General features: G+C 64.1%; 17 protein-coding genes, 1 other RNA gene and 2 pseudogenes. 9 read left to right on the top strand and 11 right to left on the bottom strand.

Going from position 1 to position 18,572, the window contains the following annotated elements:
- Nucleotides 1-147: 147 nt before the first annotated feature.
- The 5 genes and pseudogenes from WKH79_RS07850 to mtgA form a co-directional block, all read right to left on the bottom strand.
- The gene (locus WKH79_RS07850; protein ID WP_063505215.1) at nucleotides 148-717 is read right to left on the bottom strand and encodes a fasciclin domain-containing protein; all 570 of its coding nucleotides are present in this window, start codon (nucleotides 715-717) and stop codon (nucleotides 148-150) included.
- 91 nt (nucleotides 718-808) lie between these two features.
- Nucleotides 809-1,321 (bottom strand): anti-sigma factor, encoded by a 513-nt coding sequence (locus tag WKH79_RS07845; protein WP_341858522.1) that lies wholly within the window; start codon nucleotides 1,319-1,321, stop codon nucleotides 809-811.
- Nucleotides 1,322-1,525: 204 nt separating this feature from the next.
- Nucleotides 1,526-2,095: a sigma-70 family RNA polymerase sigma factor gene (locus WKH79_RS07840; RefSeq protein ID WP_341858521.1), complete on the bottom strand. Its 570-nt coding sequence runs from the start codon at nucleotides 2,093-2,095 to the stop codon at nucleotides 1,526-1,528.
- Nucleotides 2,095-3,005 (bottom strand): annotated as a pseudogene (locus tag WKH79_RS07835) (cation diffusion facilitator family transporter). The gene WKH79_RS07840 and the pseudogene WKH79_RS07835 overlap by 1 nt, the downstream one beginning before the upstream one ends.
- Before the next feature lie 5 nt (nucleotides 3,006-3,010).
- Nucleotides 3,011-3,679: a monofunctional biosynthetic peptidoglycan transglycosylase gene (mtgA, locus tag WKH79_RS07830; RefSeq protein ID WP_341858520.1), complete on the bottom strand. Its 669-nt coding sequence runs from the start codon at nucleotides 3,677-3,679 to the stop codon at nucleotides 3,011-3,013.
- A 110-nt stretch (nucleotides 3,680-3,789) separates the two neighbouring features.
- On the opposite strand from mtgA, the gene WKH79_RS07825 reads away from it, so the two are divergent.
- Nucleotides 3,790-5,124 (top strand): amidohydrolase, encoded by a 1,335-nt coding sequence (locus WKH79_RS07825; RefSeq protein WP_341858519.1) that lies wholly within the window; start codon nucleotides 3,790-3,792, stop codon nucleotides 5,122-5,124.
- A 79-nt stretch (nucleotides 5,125-5,203) separates the two neighbouring features.
- Here WKH79_RS07825 and rpoH read toward each other — a convergent pair whose 3' ends face one another.
- The gene (gene rpoH, locus WKH79_RS07820) at nucleotides 5,204-6,109 is read right to left on the bottom strand and encodes an RNA polymerase sigma factor RpoH (protein ID WP_197458241.1); all 906 of its coding nucleotides are present in this window, start codon (nucleotides 6,107-6,109) and stop codon (nucleotides 5,204-5,206) included.
- A 122-nt stretch (nucleotides 6,110-6,231) separates the two neighbouring features.
- Nucleotides 6,232-7,176, bottom strand: coding sequence for an RluA family pseudouridine synthase (locus WKH79_RS07815; protein WP_341858518.1), 945 nt, complete (start codon nucleotides 7,174-7,176; stop codon nucleotides 6,232-6,234).
- A gap of 16 nt (nucleotides 7,177-7,192) precedes the next feature.
- Between WKH79_RS07815 and WKH79_RS07810 the strand changes: the two genes are divergently transcribed.
- The 3 genes from WKH79_RS07810 to WKH79_RS07800 all read left to right on the top strand — a co-directional run bounded on the left by WKH79_RS07810 (nucleotide 7,193) and on the right by WKH79_RS07800 (nucleotide 9,028).
- Entirely contained in the window at nucleotides 7,193-7,588 is a 396-nt protein-coding gene (locus tag WKH79_RS07810) for a M67 family metallopeptidase (protein WP_341858517.1), read from the top strand.
- 34 nt (nucleotides 7,589-7,622) lie between these two features.
- On the top strand, nucleotides 7,623-8,282 hold the full coding sequence (locus tag WKH79_RS07805; RefSeq protein ID WP_050600829.1) for a histidine phosphotransferase family protein: 660 nt from the start codon (nucleotides 7,623-7,625) through the stop codon (nucleotides 8,280-8,282).
- 95 nt (nucleotides 8,283-8,377) lie between these two features.
- Nucleotides 8,378-9,028: an N-acetylmuramoyl-L-alanine amidase gene (locus WKH79_RS07800; protein WP_050601003.1), complete on the top strand. Its 651-nt coding sequence runs from the start codon at nucleotides 8,378-8,380 to the stop codon at nucleotides 9,026-9,028.
- Between the two features lie 44 nt (nucleotides 9,029-9,072).
- Here WKH79_RS07800 and WKH79_RS07795 read toward each other — a convergent pair whose 3' ends face one another.
- Together WKH79_RS07795 and WKH79_RS07790 are read right to left on the bottom strand one after the other, a co-directional pair.
- Nucleotides 9,073-9,507 (bottom strand): BLUF domain-containing protein, encoded by a 435-nt coding sequence (locus WKH79_RS07795; RefSeq protein WP_050600828.1) that lies wholly within the window; start codon nucleotides 9,505-9,507, stop codon nucleotides 9,073-9,075.
- Nucleotides 9,508-9,521: 14 nt separating this feature from the next.
- The gene (locus WKH79_RS07790; protein ID WP_341860102.1) at nucleotides 9,522-11,198 is read right to left on the bottom strand and encodes an EAL domain-containing protein; all 1,677 of its coding nucleotides are present in this window, start codon (nucleotides 11,196-11,198) and stop codon (nucleotides 9,522-9,524) included.
- A gap of 557 nt (nucleotides 11,199-11,755) precedes the next feature.
- Between WKH79_RS07790 and rnpB the strand changes: the two genes are divergently transcribed.
- Nucleotides 11,756-12,170, top strand: an RNA gene (gene rnpB, locus WKH79_RS07785) — RNase P RNA component class A.
- A gap of 54 nt (nucleotides 12,171-12,224) precedes the next feature.
- Here the strand turns inward: rnpB and WKH79_RS07780 are convergent.
- Complete coding sequence (locus tag WKH79_RS07780) at nucleotides 12,225-13,025, bottom strand: metallophosphoesterase family protein (protein WP_050600826.1); 801 nt, start codon at nucleotides 13,023-13,025, stop codon at nucleotides 12,225-12,227.
- A 271-nt stretch (nucleotides 13,026-13,296) separates the two neighbouring features.
- Between WKH79_RS07780 and WKH79_RS07775 the strand changes: the two genes are divergently transcribed.
- Together WKH79_RS07775 and WKH79_RS07770 are read left to right on the top strand one after the other, a co-directional pair.
- Entirely contained in the window at nucleotides 13,297-14,040 is a 744-nt protein-coding gene (locus tag WKH79_RS07775; protein ID WP_341858516.1) for a TorF family putative porin, read from the top strand.
- A 223-nt stretch (nucleotides 14,041-14,263) separates the two neighbouring features.
- Nucleotides 14,264-14,701, top strand: a complete 438-nt coding sequence (locus WKH79_RS07770) for a VOC family protein (protein WP_063510979.1) — start codon at nucleotides 14,264-14,266, stop codon at nucleotides 14,699-14,701.
- Between the two features lie 34 nt (nucleotides 14,702-14,735).
- Here the strand turns inward: WKH79_RS07770 and nhaA are convergent.
- Nucleotides 14,736-15,946: pseudogene (nhaA, locus tag WKH79_RS07765) on the bottom strand (Na+/H+ antiporter NhaA).
- Between the two features lie 83 nt (nucleotides 15,947-16,029).
- On the opposite strand from nhaA, the gene WKH79_RS07760 reads away from it, so the two are divergent.
- A complete protein-coding gene (locus WKH79_RS07760) occupies nucleotides 16,030-17,433 on the top strand; it encodes a glycosyl transferase family protein (RefSeq protein WP_050600823.1) in 1,404 nt (467 codons plus the stop codon).
- Nucleotides 17,430-18,560 carry a hypothetical protein gene (locus WKH79_RS07755; protein WP_341858515.1) on the top strand — a complete coding sequence of 377 codons (1,131 nt, stop codon included), beginning with the start codon at nucleotides 17,430-17,432 and terminating at the stop codon, nucleotides 18,558-18,560. The genes WKH79_RS07760 and WKH79_RS07755 overlap by 4 nt, the downstream gene beginning before the upstream one ends.
- Nucleotides 18,561-18,572 lie beyond the last annotated feature (12 nt).

The raw sequence follows: 18,572 nt of genomic DNA, 5'->3' as shown, positions 1-18,572 counted from the left end.
AACACAAAGCGCGCCGTCTGACCGGGTCAGGCGGCGCGCTTCTGGTTTCGGGTCAAAAAAACCCCGCCCGGCCTCTGCGGAGCGCCAGACGGGGGACAGGAGGATGCCGTGCCAGATGGGTCGTTACACGGCATCCGGGGGGATCGATCAGCCGGGGAGGAAGACCCCGTCGGTCACATGGATCACGCCATTGCTGGTGTTAACATCGGCCTTGACCACATTCGTCGTGCGACCGGCTTCGTCGGTAACCACGATGGTCTGACCGTCGAACGACGCGCTCAGCGTGTTGCCGGCCAGGGTCTGGAATTCGTAAGTGCCGCCAGCGTCGGTGATCGCCTGCGCGAGCGCGGATGCGGGAACGCGCCCGGCCACTGCGTGATAGGTGAGAATGCTGGTCAGCTGGCCCTTGTTCTCGGGCTGGAGCAGCGTGTCGACCGTGCCGGCGGGCAGTGCAGCAAAGGCATCATCGGTCGGCGCAAAGACAGTGTACGGCCCCGGAGCGGCCAGCGTGTCTACCAGTCCGGCAGCCTTTACAGCTGCCACCAGTGTCTCGTGCATTCCCGTGCCCATCGCGGTCTCGACGATGTTCGCCTGGCTCATTTCGGCTTTCTTGCCGTGATGGTCGGCCAGCGCCGGGCTCCCGGTAGCGAGTGCGAAAGCGCCCATTGCCGCGATCGAAGCAAGGGCCGAAGCCTTCAGTGAGGTAGAAAACGCCATATTGTAACTCTCCTTTGCGTCAGGCCCCGTCCTGCCTGTGCGAAGAGTTACGAGGGCTGCGTCCTTGCGGATGCATGCCGGGTCAAAAAAATCAGATCGTGGCGAATTCGGCCTCGGCGACAACCGGACCGGCTGCGGAATCCTCTGGCTTGCCGCCGAGCGGTTCGCGTGTCAGCAGCAACTGCGAACCATCGTGCAAGGTGCGGGCGACGCTTTCCGGCACGCTGTGCGCCACGACCTCGCCGGGCGTCACCACGCCGAGCGAGACCAGCTCGCCTTCGGGCGGAACGAACCAGATTTCGTGATCGTGCACGCCATCTGCTTCGAGGCCGACCGCGCCGACCAGCAAGCTGCGGTCGTCCGGCAGATAGGTAAAATCGAGATTGAGCGGGGTACCGCCTATCGGCATGGTTGCCGCCATCGGTGCCCGGGCCATGCGTTCGGCGGCCGGGTCCGGGCGGGTCTCCCCGGCGGGGCCGATCAATTGCGGCAGCGCGAGGAAGGCGAGCGCAATCGCCGCCGCCGCGCTGAAACCGCCGGCCCATTGCCAACGGCGCAGGCTGCGCCGCGAGCGCGACGACCTGCGCGTTGCCGCTATCGGCACCAAGTTCGGCTTCGATGCGTTGCCACACCTCTTCGCGGGGCATGCGGGGGTCGATATCGTCGGCCAGCGGAGCGAGGCGCTCCTGCCACTCTGCGACATCTCGTGCGAAAGCGGGATCGGCGGATTCGCGTGCCCGAGCGGCGAGCAGATCCTCGCCCTCCAGCAGGCCAAGCGCATATTCGGCCGCAAGCAGTTGGTCGGCGGTCACTCGCCCATCTCCATGCAACCCTTGAGTTTCGCGAGTCCGCGGCGGATCCAGCTTTTCATCGTCCCCAGGGGCACATCCATCCGCTCGGCCAGTTCCGCATAGGTGCGGCCTTCGAAAAAGGCGGTGCGGATCGCCTCCCGCGGGGTTTCGTCCAGAGTTTCGAGGCAGGTATGGACGCGCGCTTCGCGTTCGGAATCGATCATCATCGCTTCGGCAAGGGGGCGATCGTCGGGAACGGGCGCAGCCTGGTCCTCGGGGACTGCGGCCAGCCGGACTTTCCCTGCGCGCAACCGGTCGATCGCGCGGTTTCGCGCAAAAGTGGCCAGCCACGATATCGGGCTGGCGCGCTCGGGATCGTAGCGATCCGCGCGCCGCCACAGCGTCAGGTAAACGTCCTGCAATGCGTCCTCGGCTTCTTTCTCATCGCCCAAGATACGGTAGCAGATGCCGAATAGTTTCGCCGATGTGGCGCGGTAGACCTCTTCGAGAGCCGACCGTTCGCCGGCGGCCAGGCGGCGCATCGCCGCCTTCAACATTTCGCGGGCCTGGGGCGTGGACCGGCGCATCAGCAACCCGTCCCGCACGCCGCGCGGCTGGTTTCGATCTGGATGGTGGGATGTCCGATGCGGTGGTGGCGATCCAGTTCGCCCGCCAGTCGCCGGAGGAACCCGTCGCCTGGGTGGCCCGCGGGCATGACCAGATGCGCGGTCAGCGCGGTCTCGGTCGTGCTCATCGGCCAGATATGCAGGTCGTGCACCGCGTCGACCCCTGGCAGGCCGGACAGATAGGCGCGCACCTTGTTCTCCGAAATACCCTTGGGCACGCCAAGCATGCTCATGGCGACGCTGTCCTTCAGCAGGCCCCAGGTCCCCCAGCCGATGACGGCCACGATAACGAGGCTGACCGCGGGATCGATCCAGCGTTCACCGGTCCAGATGATTGCCAGCCCTGCGATGACCACGCCCAGGCTGACCAGCGCATCGGCCGCCATGTGCAGGAACGCCCCCGGATATTGATATCGTGCTGTCCGCGCAGGAACAGCGCAGCGGTGCCGGCATTCACGAGGATGCCAATGCCCGCGACGATCGCCATCGTTTCCCCCTGGACCGGTGCCGGTTCGGCCATGCGGTGCAGCGTCTCGAACAGGATCGCGCCGATCGCGACCAGCAGCAATCCGGCATTGGCCAGCGCTGCAAGAATCGTGGAACTCTTGAAGCCATAAGTGAAACGTTCGCAAGCGGGGCGCCTGGCCGCGACGCTTGCCCCCCATGCGAGCAGCAGCGCGAGGACGTCGGACAGATTGTGCCCGGCATCGGCGATCAGCGCCATCGATCCGGAAATCCAGCCATAGGCTGCTTCGACGATGACGAATGCGGTGTTGAGAATGATGCCGATCAGGAAGGCGTTGCCGAAATCGGCGGGGGCATGGCTGTGCCCGTGCCCGTCATCATGCGAATGGCTGTGGCCAGCTCCCATCGTCGTTATCGATAGACGCAGGAATCGAGGCCGTCACGGGCTACCGAACCGATGCGCGCAGAAATCGTGTTGCCATGGCGCGCCAGCCAGCCGCTCGGGTTCCTGACGGCGCGCTGCTTGGGCTGCGGCAATGCGGCGGCCATCCGGGCAGCTTCGAGCGGAGTCAGCGAAGCGGCGGACTTGCCGAAGTAGCGCTGCGCCCCGGCCTCCACACCATAGGTGCCCAGGCCCGTTTCAGCGACGTTGAGATAGACTTCCATGATCCGCCGCTTGCCCCAGATCTGTTCGATCAGCACGGTAAACCACGCTTCGAAGCCTTTGCGGACATAGCCACCGCCCTGCCACAGGAAGACGTTCTTCGCCGTTTGCTGGCTGATCGTCGACCCGCCGCGGATCCTGCCGCCCTGGTGGTTGTTCTCGAGCGCGTCCTCGATCGCTTCACGATCGAAACCCTCGTGGCTGCAGAACTTGCCGTCTTCCGCGGCAATCACCGCGCGGACCATGGTGCGGTCGATATTCGAAAGCGCGGTCCAGTCCTTGGTGATGCCGTTGGAATCCATCAGCATGGTGGCGGTTACCGGTACCGGGATGAATTTGAACACCAGCACCAGGGCCAGGCTCAGACCCAGGAAGCCGATCAGGGCCTTGAAAAGGAAGCGGATCACCCAGCGCATTCCCGGGCATCTAGCTGGCCGGGCGGGCGGGCGCAATCAGCCTGCTTGCGACCGGCGACCATGCATGCTTACCTGCCCCTTCGGCCATGGGGAGCCGTGAGGGAGTATCTATGCGCAAAGCGATTTTCGGATTGGCCGCTTCGGCCTTGGCCCTGTCCTTGGGTGCCACACCCGCCGCCGCCGATCCGGCACAGGTAAAACAGGCGGTGGCCGCGGATTACGACAGCCATCTCGAAGATCTGTTCGAGCATTTTCACGCCAATCCCGAACTGTCCTTCCTCGAAACGGAGACCGCAAAGCGGATGGCTGCCGAATTGCGGGCTGCCGGGCTCGACGTGACCGAAGGCGTCGGCGGGACTGGGGTCGTCGCCATGGCCCGCAACGGCGAAGGCCCGCTGATCCTGCTGCGTGCCGATATGGATGGCCTGCCGATGCCCGAGAAGACCGGGCTCGATTACGCATCGACGGCGACGCAGGTTGGTCAGGACGGCACGGAATACCCTGTCATGCATGCCTGCGGCCACGATGTGCATATCACCGCGATGGTCGGCACCGCGCGGCGCCTGATGGCCATGAAGGACCAATGGTCGGGAACGCTCATGTTCGTGGTGCAGCCGGCGGAAGAGCGGGTCGGCGGCGCGGCTGCGATGCTGGAAGACGGCCTCTACGACCGGTTCGGCACGCCCGACTACGCGCTGGCGTTCCATGTTGCCTCGATCCTGCCGGCGGGCAAGATTTCGGCCTCGGAAAGCATCCAGTATTCGAGCGCGGATTCGGTCGATATCATCGTGCCGGGCGTCGGCGCGCATGGGGCCAGCCCACACATGGGCCGCGATCCGGTCTATATTGCCTCGCAGATCGTCACGGCGCTGCAATCGATCGTCAGCCGCGAGATCGAGCCGTTGTCGCCCGCGGTGATCACCGTGGGGGCGTTCCATTCGGGTACCAAGCACAACATTATCTCGGACCGGGCGGATCTGCAGCTCACGGTGCGCGCCAATGACGAGGACACGCGTGCGCAGCTGCTCGCCGCGATCGAGCGCATAGCCGTCAATACGGGCAGGGCGCATGGACTTCCTGAAGAGATGCCAGTCCAGGTCGCGGTTTCGGAAGGAACCCCCGTAACCAACAACGACCCTGCACTCGCGCGGCGACTCAACGCGGCGCTGCAGCGCGATCTGGGTGAGGAAGTGCTCATCCCATGGCAGCAGCGCGGGATGGGTGCGGAAGATTTCGCCTATTTCGTAGCTGAGGAATATGGCGTCCCCGGCTACTACTTCGCTGTCGGGGGCACACCGCAGGCGGCGTTCGATGCAGCTGCAGCCGGCGGTCCACCGGTGCCTTCGCACCATTCGCCCCTGTTCAAGATCGCCCCGCGCGAGTCGGTAACGCTGGGCACCGAGGCGATGGTGGCGGCTGTGCTGGAACTGGCACCCGCCAGCTAGGCCGTTCGAAATGAAGAAGGCCGCCGACACCCGGAGGTGTCGGCGGCCTTTTCATAGGGTTTGACGAAGCGATGTCCGGTCAGGCCACGCCGGCCAGCAGCTTCTCGCCGGCGATGGCCTTCATTGCCTTCTGCACCTTCTCGAACGCGCGAACTTCGATCTGGCGGATGCGTTCGCGGCTGACGTCGTAGACCTGGCTGAGTTCCTCCAGCGTCTGGGGGTTCTCGGTCAGGCGGCGTTCGGTGAGAATGTGCTTCTCGCGCTCGTTCAGCCCGTCCATCGCCTCGATCAGCATGTCGTGGCGGACTTCCGATTCCTGGGCATTGGCGACGAGCTCGTCCTGCAACGGACCATCGTCCTTGAGCCAGTCCATCCATTCGCCCGAACCGTCTTCGCCGTTGCGCATCGGCACGTTGAGCGACCCGTCGCCGCCCATCATCATGCGGCGGTTCATATTGACCACTTCCTGCTCGGGCACGCCGAGATCGGTAGCGATCTTGTTCACATCCTCGGGATGGAGGTCGGTGTCCTCGTAAGCGTCGAGGTTCTTCTTCATCCGGCGCAGGTTGAAGAACAGCTTCTTCTGCGCGGCGGTGGTGCCCATTTTGACGAGGCTCCACGAGCGCAGGATATATTCCTGGATGCTCGCCTTGATCCACCACATGGCATAGGTCGCGAGGCGGAAGCCGCGATCGGCCTCGAACTTCTTGACGCCCTGCATCAGGCCGACATTGCCTTCGGAGATGAGATCCGACACCGGCAGGCCGTAGCCGCGGTAGCCCATGGCGATTTTCGACACCAGCCGCAGGTGCGAGGTGACGAGCTGCGCCGCAGCTTCGGGATCGTCATGTTCCTCATAGCGCTTCGCGAGCATGTATTCCTGCTCCTGCGTCAGCACCGGGAATTTCTTGATTTCGGAAAGATAGCGGTTGAGGCTTTGCTCGCCGCCGAGTGCCGGGACACTCAAAGATTTGGTATTGCTCACTTGTACCCTGACCTTTCTTGCGTCGACCTCGCTCGCCGGACCCCTGACGGGCATCCAACCTTCGGGCCACTAGGTTTACGTATAGCGGACACGGCCCAAATTGCACACGCGTTTCATCGATTTCAACGTGCGGTTTCGTCGATGAGTTCCCGCATATCTGCTGGCAGTTCGGCGCGGAAATCCAAGGTTTCAGCGCTGATAGGATGGCTGAAGCCCAGCCGTGCCGCGTGCAGCGCCTGGCGGTGGAACCCGAGTGATTCGAGCACCTGCCGCAAGGGCTTGGGGGTCCGACCGTATACTGGATCCCCCAATAGCGCATGACCGATTGACGCGCAGTGAACGCGGACCTGGTGCGTGCGCCCGGTTTCAAGACGGCATTCGAGCAGTGCCGCGTGATTGAGGCGGCGCACCGTTTCGAAATGCGTGACAGCGTGCTTCCCGCGCGTCGTATCGTCGGGCAACACCGCCATCTTCTTGCGGTCGTGAACCGAACGCCCGATCCGGCCCGCGATGGTGCCTGCCGGCGGCGCGGGGTGTCCGGCGCAGACCGCCAGATACCGGCGCGTGATCGAATGATCGGCGAACTGCCGCGCCAGGCCTTCATGCGCGGCGTCCGACTTGGCGACCACCAAGAGCCCCGACGTGTCCTTGTCGATACGGTGGACGATACCGGGGCGGGCAATGCCGTTGATCCCCGACAGGCGGCCCGCGCAATGGTGGAGCAGCGCATTGACCAGCGTACCGTCCTGATTGCCCGCTGCCGGGTGCACCACCATTCCCGCGGGCTTGTCGACCACCAGCAGGTGGGCATCCTCGAACACGATATCGAGCGGTATGTCCTGCGCCAGTGCGGCCAGCGGTTCGGGCGGGGGCAGCGCGATGGCAAAACGCTCTTCGCCCTGCACCTTCGCCGATGCGCTGCGGGCCAGCGTCTTGCCGATGGTGACGGCCCCCGCAGCGATCAGGCCCTTGATCCGTTCGCGCGACAATTCGGTCGCGTCAGCCAGCGCCTTGTCGAGGCGGCCGCCGCTGGCCAGCTTTCCGGTGATGATATCGGCTTCGGCCATGCTAGGGCCATGCGCGATGCCGTTCGAACTCTCAAGTGATGTCGTCGCCTGCATGCTTGCAGAAGCACAGCGTGCGCACCCGCTGGAATGCTGCGGGGTGCTGCTGGGGTCGGCGGATGGCGTCACCGGGTCGCTGCCGGCGCGCAATGTCCATCCCGATCCCGCGCGGCATTTCGAAATCGATCCGCAGGTATTGATCGACGCGCACCGCGCGGCGCGTTCGGGCGGCCCGCGCGTTGTCGGCTACTACCACTCGCACCCCAATGGACTGGCCCGGCCGTCCGCGACCGACAACGCGCTGGCAGCGAACGACGGGGCGATCTGGGCAATAATCGCGGTGGGCCGAATCACGCTGTGGCGTTCGGGGGATGCCGGTTTCGAAGCGCTTCCCTATGAGGTCACCCCTCGCTAAGACCCTCATGAATTCTTCACCAATCGGGACCTCAATGGACGACCGCCAATCGATCGATCTCGCCGCAATGCTGTGTTCGCGGCTGTGCCATGACATGCTCAGCCCCGTGGGTGCGCTGTCCAACGGGCTCGAGCTGCTGGCGATGGAAACCGATCCCGAAATGCGGGCCAATGTGGTCGAACTGCTCGAACAGAGTGCGCATGTCAGCACCAGCAAGCTCAAGTTCTTCCGGCTCGCTTTCGGGGCCGCCGGGGGGTTCGGCGACCGCGTCGAAGTGACCGAACCGCAGGCGCTGATCGAGGCGCTGGTGACCGATAACGGCAAGATCAGCCTCAATTGGGCGCTGGCCGATGCCACGCTGGCCAAGCCGGCGGTGAAGGTCCTGCTGAACTTCGCCCAGATTGCCATCGATGCGCTGGTGCGTGGCGGTACGCTCGACATCGGGGCCGAACGCCGCGACGGAGCCTGCGAGATCGTGGTGCGCGCCGCCGGGCCCAAGATCGCCTTCGATGAAACCATCGGCAGGGCGCTCGACGGATCGCTCGATCGGTCCGACCTCACCAGCCGCACTGCCGCCGCGCACATGATCCACCTGCTTGCCAGCGAAAGTGGCGGCGGGCTGCAGTATCACCGCGGTGACGATGCGCTGGTGCTCGGCGCGGTCCTGCCCGAAGCTGAAGGGCTGATCGGTTGAGTTCGGATTTCGGCACGCCCGGGGAAAAGCTGCCCGTAAGCGAAGACGAACTGGTCGACCGCGAAGTGCTGTCGCCGAACCACAACGAACGCACCATGCCCATCCAGATGGTGGTGATCCATTACACCGAGATGCAGGACAAGGGCTTCGCGATCGAACGGTTGTGCGATCCCGAAGCGCAGGTTTCCGCGCATTACCTGATCGGTGAACAGGGCGAGGTCGTCCGGCTGGTGCCCGAGGAAAAGCGCGCCTGGCACGCCGGGGTCGCATATTGGCGCGGACACAAGGACGTGAATTCGGCGAGCATAGGTATCGAACTCGACCACCCCGGTCACAAATACGGTTACCGCGAATTCAACGAGGCCCAGTTCCAGGCATTGGTCCCGCTGGTGGCGCGGATCGTTAAGCGGTACGATATCCCGCGGGCCAATGTGATCGGCCATTCGGACGTTGCACCGGCGCGCAAGATCGATCCCGGCGAACTCTTCCCATGGGACCGGCTGGCGGAATACGGCCTGTGCCTGCCGCGGCCCCAGAAGCTCGAACGGGGCGACCCGTTCGACAATGACGCGGCCTTCTATCTCGCACTCGAGCGGTTCGGATACGATGTAACCGATGGCCACAAGGCGGTCGAAGCCTTCCAGCGCCGCTGGCGGCCCGAAAAGATTAATGGCGAAATCGACGGCGAGGTGCGCGCCATCCTGTTCCAGCTGCTGCTCGACCGCGACCGCGGCCACACGCGTTAGGCCGGGTTTCGGCCCGCCTCACGCAGCCCCGCGGCAGGCTGGTCCTAGCTGTCGATATCCTCATACGATATGAGCGTTTCGTACATTCGTTCGACCGCGGCGCGCGCGTTCACGCCCAGCAGGTAGCGAATGTTCTTCAAATCGTCGTCGAGCATCGATTCGGGATCCGCGCCTTCGCATAACCGCGCCATGTGCCAGCGCGCGAACATCCGCTGCCTGACCGGGATGAGGTCGATCAGCTTGATCTGCGCGTGGCGGAAATCGCAGCAGATGCGTTCGAAGACTTCCTCGACCACGGCGCTCTCGCCCTCGAGGACCTGGATGAACTGCTCTTCGACATAAACGAGCACGCCGGTGATTCCCGCTTCCTCGTTGAGCAGCGCGGCTTCCCCGGCCAGTCGGCACAGTTGCTTGTCGATCGTCTGCGGGCCCGGTTCGAGGCGGGCGGAGCTGGTATAGAGCAGCCTGCTGATCGGCATGTGTCGCTTCCTTCCTAGGCTTCGACGTTTTCGGCCTGGTGGCCGGTAAGGACCAGGAAATCGGCGAGGGCAATGGGGCGCCCGGTAAGGAAGCCCTGCACCTCGTCGCACCCGTGTTCCTTGATGAAGGACAGCTGCGAATCGGTTTCGATACCTTCGGCGGTGATTTTCATGCTGAGACTTGAACCAAGCTGGGCGATTGCCCGAACGATCGAAGCGCTCCCGACGTCGTCAGGCAGCTTCTGGACGAAGCTCTTGTCGATCTTGATGCGGCTGATCGGGAAACGGTGAAGGTAGCTGAGCGAGGAATAGCCCGTGCCAAAATCGTCCAGCGAAATGCGGACGCCGAGATCGCGGATCTGCGTCAGCGTGCGCAGCGCTGCCTCGTCATTGTTGAGCAGTGCGGTTTCGGTGATTTCGAGTTCGAGGCGGGACGGGGACAGGCCCGAATCGGCCAGCGCCTGCGCAACGGTTTGCGGCAGTCGCGGGTCGAGTAGCTGGACCGGTGATACGTTGACCGCGAGGTCGATGTGGGCAGGCCATGAGGCGGCGTCCTTGCAGGCTTTGCGCAGGACATCCGCGCCGATGCGTGCAACCAGCCCGAGTTCTTCGGCAATGGGAATGAATTCGGTCGGCGAAATTTCGCCATGCTCGGGGCAGGTCCAGCGCAGCAGCGCTTCGGCACCGGTAATCTCACCCTTCGCCGAGCAGAACACCGGTTGATACACGATGCGGAATTCGTCGCGCATCGAGGCGCGACGCAGCGCGGCCTCGAGCGAGCGCTGGCGCTGGATCACCTCCATCAACTGCGGTTCGAATACCCGGTAGGTCTGCTTGCCATGATGTTTGGCCGAATACAGCGCAATGTCGGCGTGCTGGACGAGCGCGTCGGGCTCGGTGCCATGGTCGGGCGCCAGCGCCACGCCCACGCTGCCGCTGATTTCCACGACATTTCCATCGATGACCATCGGACGCGAAAGCACTTCGACGACGCGTTCGGCGATTTCCGCCGCAGTCGCGACTCCCGTGACCCCGAATGCGATGATCGCGAATTCGTCGCCCCCGATCCGCGCAACGATGTCACCACTGCGCGCTGCCAACTTGAGCCGATTGGCGATACGTTGCAGCACGAGGTCGCCGGCGAAATGTCCGAGTGTGTCGTTGATCGGCTTGAAACGATCGAGATCGACCATCATCAGCGCGAACGGTTGACCCCCGCTATCGATGGCATTGCATTCACCCGCTAGTGCTTCGGTGAACTGTCGGCGATTGGCCAGGTTCGTCAGTGCATCGTGCATGGCGATATGCGCGATGCGGTTCTCTCCGTCCGCGCTGGCCTTGCGTTCGACCAGATAGGTGGAGATGCCGGTGCCCACGATCAGCAGCGCGACCATGCCGATGGCCGCAGCCAGGGCAGCGAAGGCATCGCTGTCGCCGTTTTGCGAATAGCCAGCCATCGCGGTCACCGAAAATGCTGCCATGCCGCTGAAATGCAGGCCGATTATAGCCAAGGCGAGCAACATTCCGGCCTGCCATACGCGATGTCCGTTGTCCTGATCGCGCAGCAGATGGATGGCGGAGCCAGCGCAGACCATGGCGATTGCGAGAGAGGCGAGGACGTAGCGCCAGTCCCAGCTGACGATCCCGTCGACGCGATAGGCAAACATGCCGACGTAGTGCATCGCGCTGATCGCGAAGCCGATGGTTGCCCCCCGCCCAGAACCGCAATGCGCGCGGAAGTCGATGAAGCGAGGACCAGGCCCAGGCCGATGCCGCCCGCAGCGATGAGCGCGGAGATAACGGTCAGCACGCCGTCGAGCGAGACCGGGGCGGTGGTCTGATAGCCAAGCATGGCGATGAAATGCGTCGCCCAGGTAGCCGCCCCGGCGGTTACGGCAGAAAGGAAACACCAATGGACCCACGCTGGACCCTCTTCAGCCATCGTCCGGCGAAAGAGCGTGGCGGATACCATCGATCCTGCAACGCACATGATCGCGGCGATCAGCACGAACCACAGATTGTGGTCTTCGACGATGCAGCCAATGATTCGCATGAAGCTTCTGAAATTCCCCCTGCATCCATTCGCAGAACGTGGGGCGCCTAAGCGGGAAAGGTTAAGGAAATCGAATGATTTGGAGGGGGCGGGGGAGCAAAGAAGCCCGCGCGTCCGATGTGCCGGACCGGCGAACGGGCACAGGGCCAATGGCGGGCTTGGCGCCACACCCGGTTTGCCCTATCGCGCGTACCGCCAGGGGGCCGGGCAGCCGCGTGCCGCAAGGTACGAGGAAAGTCCGGGCTCCACGAAACAAGGGTGGCGGGTAACGCCCGCCCGGTCGCTGTCTTCGGATGGCGGCCGAGGGAAAGTGCCACAGAGAGCAAACCGCCGATGGCCTGCTTGCAGGTCCAGGCAAGGGTGAAAGGGTGCGGTAAGAGCGCACCGGGGCTTCGGCAACGCGGCCCGCATGGCAAACCCCACCCGGAGCAAGGCCGAATAGGGGCGGCGCGCCCGCGCGAGCGGGCAGGTGCGTTTCGCACCGACCGCCCGGGTTGGCTGCTTGAGCTTCGGAGCAATCCGAAGCCTAGACGAATGGCTGCCCCCGCGTGGCTGGTGTGCAAGCATACCGCGCGCGGGACAGAACCCGGCTTACAGGCCCCCTGGCAATTTTCTCGAAAAAGCGGAGAGCGTGGTCGGCTATCCTTGCACAGCGGTCACGCCGTCAGCCGAACGCCAGACTCTCGGTCGTGATCGTGCCATCGGTTTCGAGTGCCCGGATCAGGCGCCGCTCGTCGTTTTCCAGCACCAGTGCGGTCAGGTTGCCGGTACGAAAGGCGCCAGTGTCGATACCGATGCGGTAGTCGGTGTGTTCGACGTCTTCAAAGATCGTGTGGCCGTGAACCACGACATGGCTAAGCGGCTCGCGGTGCTTGAGAAACCGGTCACGGATCCAGCGCATGTCGGAGCTTTTCTGGTCCTCGATGCTGCGCTTGGGATCGATTCCCGCGTGGACGAAGACATAATCGCCCGCGATCATGATATCTTCCATCGCGGCCAGGAAGTTGCGGTGCTCTGCGGGTACGAGCTTGTGCAGTTCGGCCTGCAGTTCCTTCAACGATAGTTCGTTATAACGCTTTTTCTTGATCCCGTAGCTGAGCACGGTTTCACGCCCGCCGTGTTTGAGGAAATGGCGTAGCATCTCCTTGTCCTCGAAGCTTTCGAGGAACATTTCCTCGTGATTGCCCGCGATATAGCGGACGCTGCGCCGCTCGCCCCATTGCATGGCTGTCTCTATCACGCGGGCACTTTCGGGCCCGCGGTCGACGAGGTCGCCCAGAAGGACCACCGTCGTTTGCGCAGGCCCTGCGCGGCGATCGTCGTCTTCGATCGCGACAATCAGTTCGTCGAACAGGTCGCAGCGCCCGTGAATGTCGCCGATGACGTAGTAGCGCTCGCCCTCGGGCACTTTCGGCAAAACCTTTGCCGATTTGCCTTTGCTGAACAGTCTGGCGAGTTTGATCATGGTGAAAATCGTTGGTTTTCTGCGGGTTCTTGAAAGGGGACGCTCCAGATAGGCGCTTGCCGTGACGGGGGCAACAAATGCCCGGATTGCGCCGTGTTGCCGTTGCGAGAAAACCACAGCTTTTGTTGCATATGCGAAAACTGGCCGGCGTGATCTTGCGCAAACGCGCAGCTACGTGCAGGTTTGTAACTGTATCCGGATGAGAGGCCTAATAAAATGGCCCCGGCGGATTCGCAGGTGGGACGAAGCGACACTCGTACAGGAGTTTGTAATGCTCACGTCCTTTCGCGGCCTCATGGCCGTTTCTCTCGCCACGGCGGGCCTTTCCCTTGCAACGCCGGCGATGGCGCAGTCCGAAGACAGCGGCTTCACCACATCCGCCAATGTTGCCCTGACCACCGACTACCGCTTCCGCGGGGTCTCGCTCTCGGGCGGCGATCCGGCGATCCAGGGCGGTTTCGATGTCGAACACGATAGCGGTTTCTACATCGGCACCTGGGCCAGCTCGATCAAGGGCGGCCCGTCCTATGGCGATGTTGAATTCGATCTCTACGCCGGGTGGAGCGGTGCACTGAGCGATGCGGTCGGCATCGACGTCGGGGTGCTCTATTATATCTATCCGACCGAGGACCTCGGGCTCGATACCGACTATATCGAACCCTATGCCTCGATCAGTGCGAACCTGGGCCCGGCGGAAGCCACGCTGGGTGTTGCCTATGCGCCCGAACAGGATTCGCTCGGCGGCGACGACAACCTCTACATCTATACCGATGTGGGTTTCGGAATTGCCGATTCGCCGTTCAGCGTGACCGGCCACCTCGGCTATACCGACGGCGCGCTGGCTCCGCCGCTGCTCGCGGGTGCGGCCGACGATACCGGGCTCGACTGGGCGCTCGGCCTGGCGGTAGCGCAAGGCAATTTCGAAGTCGGCGTCTCCTATGTCGGGGTCGAAGGCCCGTCGGTCGACGGCTTCACCGACGATGCCATCGTGGGGACCATCTCCGCCAGTTTCTAAGGAACCACCGGGCGGGAAAGCGGGGGCGTGCCAGCAATGGCGCGCCCCTTCTGGTATGAGCTATCCGCTATGTGCCTCTCGCGGTGTCCGGCGGGCGACCGCGACATCGTTGATGGCGCATTGCATATCGCCGGCTCGATGTGGCAGGGCGCGGCTAGATGCCGGTCGCCGGTCGCCGTTGCGCGATCACAGCCCCACCGGTTGGTAACGAACGGAGTGTCCCTTGACCAAATTCCTGCACAGCATGATCCGCGTGACCGATGCGGATGCCACGCTGGCCTTCTTCAAGCTGATCGGCGTGGAAGAAACGCGGCGCTTCGACGTCGAGGCCGGCCGGTTCACGCTGATCTTCCTGGCCGCCCCGGGGCAGGAGGGCGTCGCCGAGGTCGAACTGACCTACAACTGGCCCCCCGAGGACGGCAGTGACCCCGAGGAATACACTGGCGGGCGCAACTTCGGCCACCTCGCCTACCGGGTCGAGAACATCTACGAGACCTGCCAGGCGATCATGGACGCCGGACACATCATTCATCGTCCGCCGCGCGATGGGCACATGGCTTTCGTGAAGACGCCCGACGGAATCTCGATCGAATTGCTGCAGGACGGGTATCTGGAGCCGCAGGAACCCTGGGCGAGCATGGAGAACAGCGGGAGCTGGTAAGCTCCCGCCGCGCCCTCGTCATGCGACCCAGGGGTCAGTCGATATAGGGTGAGCGCACATCGTCGGGATGTTTGGCCGACATCCGGATGATGGCGTATCCGGCGAGCGCCGAAATCAGCGAGCCCAGCAGGATACCGATCTTCGCTTCGTTGATGAGCAGCTGCTGCCCGGCGAAGGCCAGTCCGCTGATGAACAGAGACATGGTAAAACCGATTCCGCAGAGGATCGATACGCCCCAGATCTCGGGCCAGGTCGCCTGGTCGGGACGCGGCGCGAAGCCGATCCGGTCGGCCACGAAGATGGCCGCGAAGATGCCGACCTGCTTGCCCAGGAACAGGCCCGCCGCGATGGCCAGCGGCAGGGGGCAAGCAGCTGATCCACGCCCATGCCCGCCAGCGGCACCCCGGCATTGGCGAAGCCGAATACCGGTACGACCAGATAAGCGCTCCACGGGGCAAGACCATGTTCCATCCGTTCGACCATGGTCTGATCGTCGGGGCCGACCATCGGAATGCACAGCGCTGCGACGACGCCGGCGATAGTGGCATGGATGCCCGAATTGAGCACGAAGTACCACAGCACCAGCGCGAGTAGGATATAGGGCCAGTAGCGCGCGACGCGCATCTTGTTGAGCACCATCATGGCAATCACCACCGCGCCCGATGCGGCCAGCCAGCCCAGCTTGATGTTGGCGGTGTAGAACAGCGCAATCACCAGCACCGCCCCGATGTCGTCGACGATTGCCACGGTCAGCAGGAACAGGCGGAGCGAGGCGGGGCAGCGATTGCCCAGCAGCCCGAGAACGCCCATCGCGAAAGCGATGTCGGTCGCTGCGGGAATGGCCCAGCCACGCAGCAGTTCGGCATCGCCGCCCACCACGCCGACATAGACCAGTGCAGGCACGGCCATCCCGGCAATGGCCGCGAGAATCGGCAGTCGCCGCGATTGGGCGGTCGACAATTGTCCTTCGATCCATTCGCGCTTCACTTCGAGCCCGACGACGAAGAAGAACACCGCCATCAGACCGTCGTTGATCCACAGGTGAAGATCGTCGAGCTTCGGGATCGGCGTCCACGCCAGTTCGCCATAGAACAATTGTTCGTATTCGCCCGCGAGCGGGGAGTTGGCTGCCAGCATGGCCGCCGCCGCAACGAGGATGAGCAGGATGCCAGCCGACGCATCGCTCACGAAGAGCGCGCGGACGGGGGCAAAAACGAGGCGGAAAGCTGAAGGACGTTCGGTCATCTCGGGCATGCTCTCTTTCGCAAAGCTGTCTGCGTTGCAAGTGTTGAAAGTCGCGGGTATCGAGAAAGGCGGGGGGTAAAGGGTTGCTTTTCGCGTCTTTCACAGCGGCCGAATGGTTTTTGCTGGTGCAGCACGAATTGCTGCTGTTCGCGGCGGCCTTCTTCGCGCTGGGGATGATCGACGAATTCGCCCTTGATTGCACGTATCTCTGGTGCCGCATCACGGGCCGTATCCGGACCCCGCGAATCGATGAGCGGGAGCTGGATCAGCTTGAAGGCCTGGCAGGGCCGGCGGCCGTCTTCATTCCGACCTGGCAGGAGGCCGAGGTCATCGGCTCGACGCTGACGCATATGCTGGATGCATGGGCCTATGCGCAGCTCACCGTCTATATCGGGTGCTATCGCAATGACGCCGCCACCATCGCCTCGGTCATCGCGGCAACGCGCGGCGACCCGCGGGTCCGGCTCGTCGTGCACGGGAAGGATGGACCGACGTCAAAGGCGGATTGCCTCAACCGTCTCTACGATGCGCTGGAGGAGGATGAACAGCGAACGGGCGTCACCGCTCGGCTGATCGTGTTGCACGATGCGGAAGACATGGTCGACCCGGCCGCGCTGCCACTGCTCGACCGGGCCCTGTGGCAGGCGGATTTCGTGCAGCTACCGGTTCTTGCGCTGCCCCAGCCGGACTCCCGCTGGATCGGCTCGCATTACTCCGACGAATTCGCGGAGGCGCATGGAAAGGCATTGGTCGTGCGCGATGCGCTGGGCGCAGCCATTCCGGGCGCGGGCGTTGGTTGCGCGATTGCGCGCGGTTCACTCGCCCAACTGGCTCGCGCCAGCCAGGGCAAACCCTTTGCCGAAGAATCGCTGACCGAGGATTACGAACTCGGGCTCAAGATCGCCCAGGCAGGCGGGAAGGGACGGTTCCTGCGCGTCCGTACTGCCGAAGGACGGTTGGTTGCGACGCGCGCGTTCTTCCCCGCGCTGCTCGATCAGGCGGTGCGCCAGAAAACGCGTTGGATGCACGGTATCGCGCTCCAGGGATGGGACCGGCTCGGTTGGGGCCGGCAGCCAGTCGATCTGTGGATGCAACTGCGCGACCGCCGCGGGCCGCTCGCCGCCATCCTGCTGGTGATCGCTTACGTGCTGGTGTGCATGATCGCCGTGCGCCTGGTGCTCGAACAGATCGGTATCGCACAGGCACCGCCCGCTTCGCCTCTCTTGCAGGCGTTGCTGTGGCTCAACCTGACCGGTCTGATGCTGCGGTTCATGGTGCGGTTCTGCTGCACGGCGCGTGAATATGGCTGGCGGCAGGGGGTGCTCGCCATCCCGCGGACCTTCGTCTCGAACATCATTGCAATCATCGCCGGCCGCCGGGCTTTTGCCGCCTATATCGGCACGCTGCGCGGTGCGCCCATCGTGTGGGACAAGACCGAACACCGCGATCATCCTGCTCTCGTTCAGCGGGACGGGCAGGTCGCATGAGCGATGTGATCGCCCGGCGGCAGGGGCAGCCTGTGCTGTTTCTGGGATTGCTGCTCGCCGGCTGGTGCCTCGCGCGGCTCCTGTTGTGGGAAAGCCCGTGGCCGCAAACGCTTCGCCTGTCCGAGACGTTGCGGTTCGCCGGGGCAAATCTGCCGGTTGCTGAACCGCGGCCCGCCACACGCAGCATTCCGCTGCCAGCGCGTGCCCCCGAAGCTGGCGCGCGGCTTCCTGATGTACCAGGATATCTTGCGGACCGAACAGCCATGCGCGCAAGTTACCGGGACATCGCCGCGCAGTTCCCTGACCCAACCGCACGGCAACGCGCTTTCGATACGCATCGCCGCGCTGCAGGCCACGCGCTGCTCTTCAGTGCCGGCATGGCGGCCTTGCCGCTGCCGCGCAGCGTGGCGACCGCGCTCGACAACGCCGGATCGGCGCCGCGCGACCCCTTCTCGCCGCAGATCGCCGGCTCCGCCTGGCGGATCGACAGCTGGGTGGTGTTGCGGCAAGGCGATACGGGGTCTCTGGTGGGTGGCGTGCGTCCGGCAAGCTATGGCGCCAGCCAGATGGGCGCAGTCCTGTCGTACCGACTCGCTCCGGGCACGGCGCATGATCCAGGCGCCTATGCACGCGCCACCACGGCGCTCATGGAGGATGGGGAGACCGAAGCCGCCGTTGGGCTTCGCCTGCGCCCGTTCGCGCGCGTTCCGCTTGCCGTCCATGCCGAGGTTCGGGCCACGTACAGGCCTGGGCAGGCTGCCGAGTTCAGACCGGCCGCATTCGTTGCCGGCGGGTTCGAGCGGCGCGGGTTGCCTGCAGGATTGAATGCACGCGGATATGGGCAGGCCGGTTTCGTCGGCGGCAGTTTCGCGACACCGTTCGCCGATGGCGCGCTGGTAGTGGAACGCGACGTCGCTGCATTCGACCTCGGCGATGTCGCGCTTGGCGCAACCGCGCGGGGCGGGGCGCAGAAGGGGGCCGCACGCTTGGATGTGGGGCCTAAGGTCAGCTTTCGCCTGACGGTGGGGCAGGCGCCGGCGCGGATCGAAGCCGATTACCTGTGGCGCGTCGCGGGCAATGCTGCTCCGGGCAACGGCGGCCTGATCACGCTTTCAACCGGCTTCTGACATCGTTCAGCT

The organism is Qipengyuania sp. GPGPB31 (assembly GCF_038396345.1).
GTDB lineage: Bacteria > Pseudomonadota > Alphaproteobacteria > Sphingomonadales > Sphingomonadaceae > Qipengyuania > Qipengyuania citrea.
Note: the sequence above shows the minus strand (reverse complement) of the source record. Positions and strands in the feature narration are given on the sequence as shown.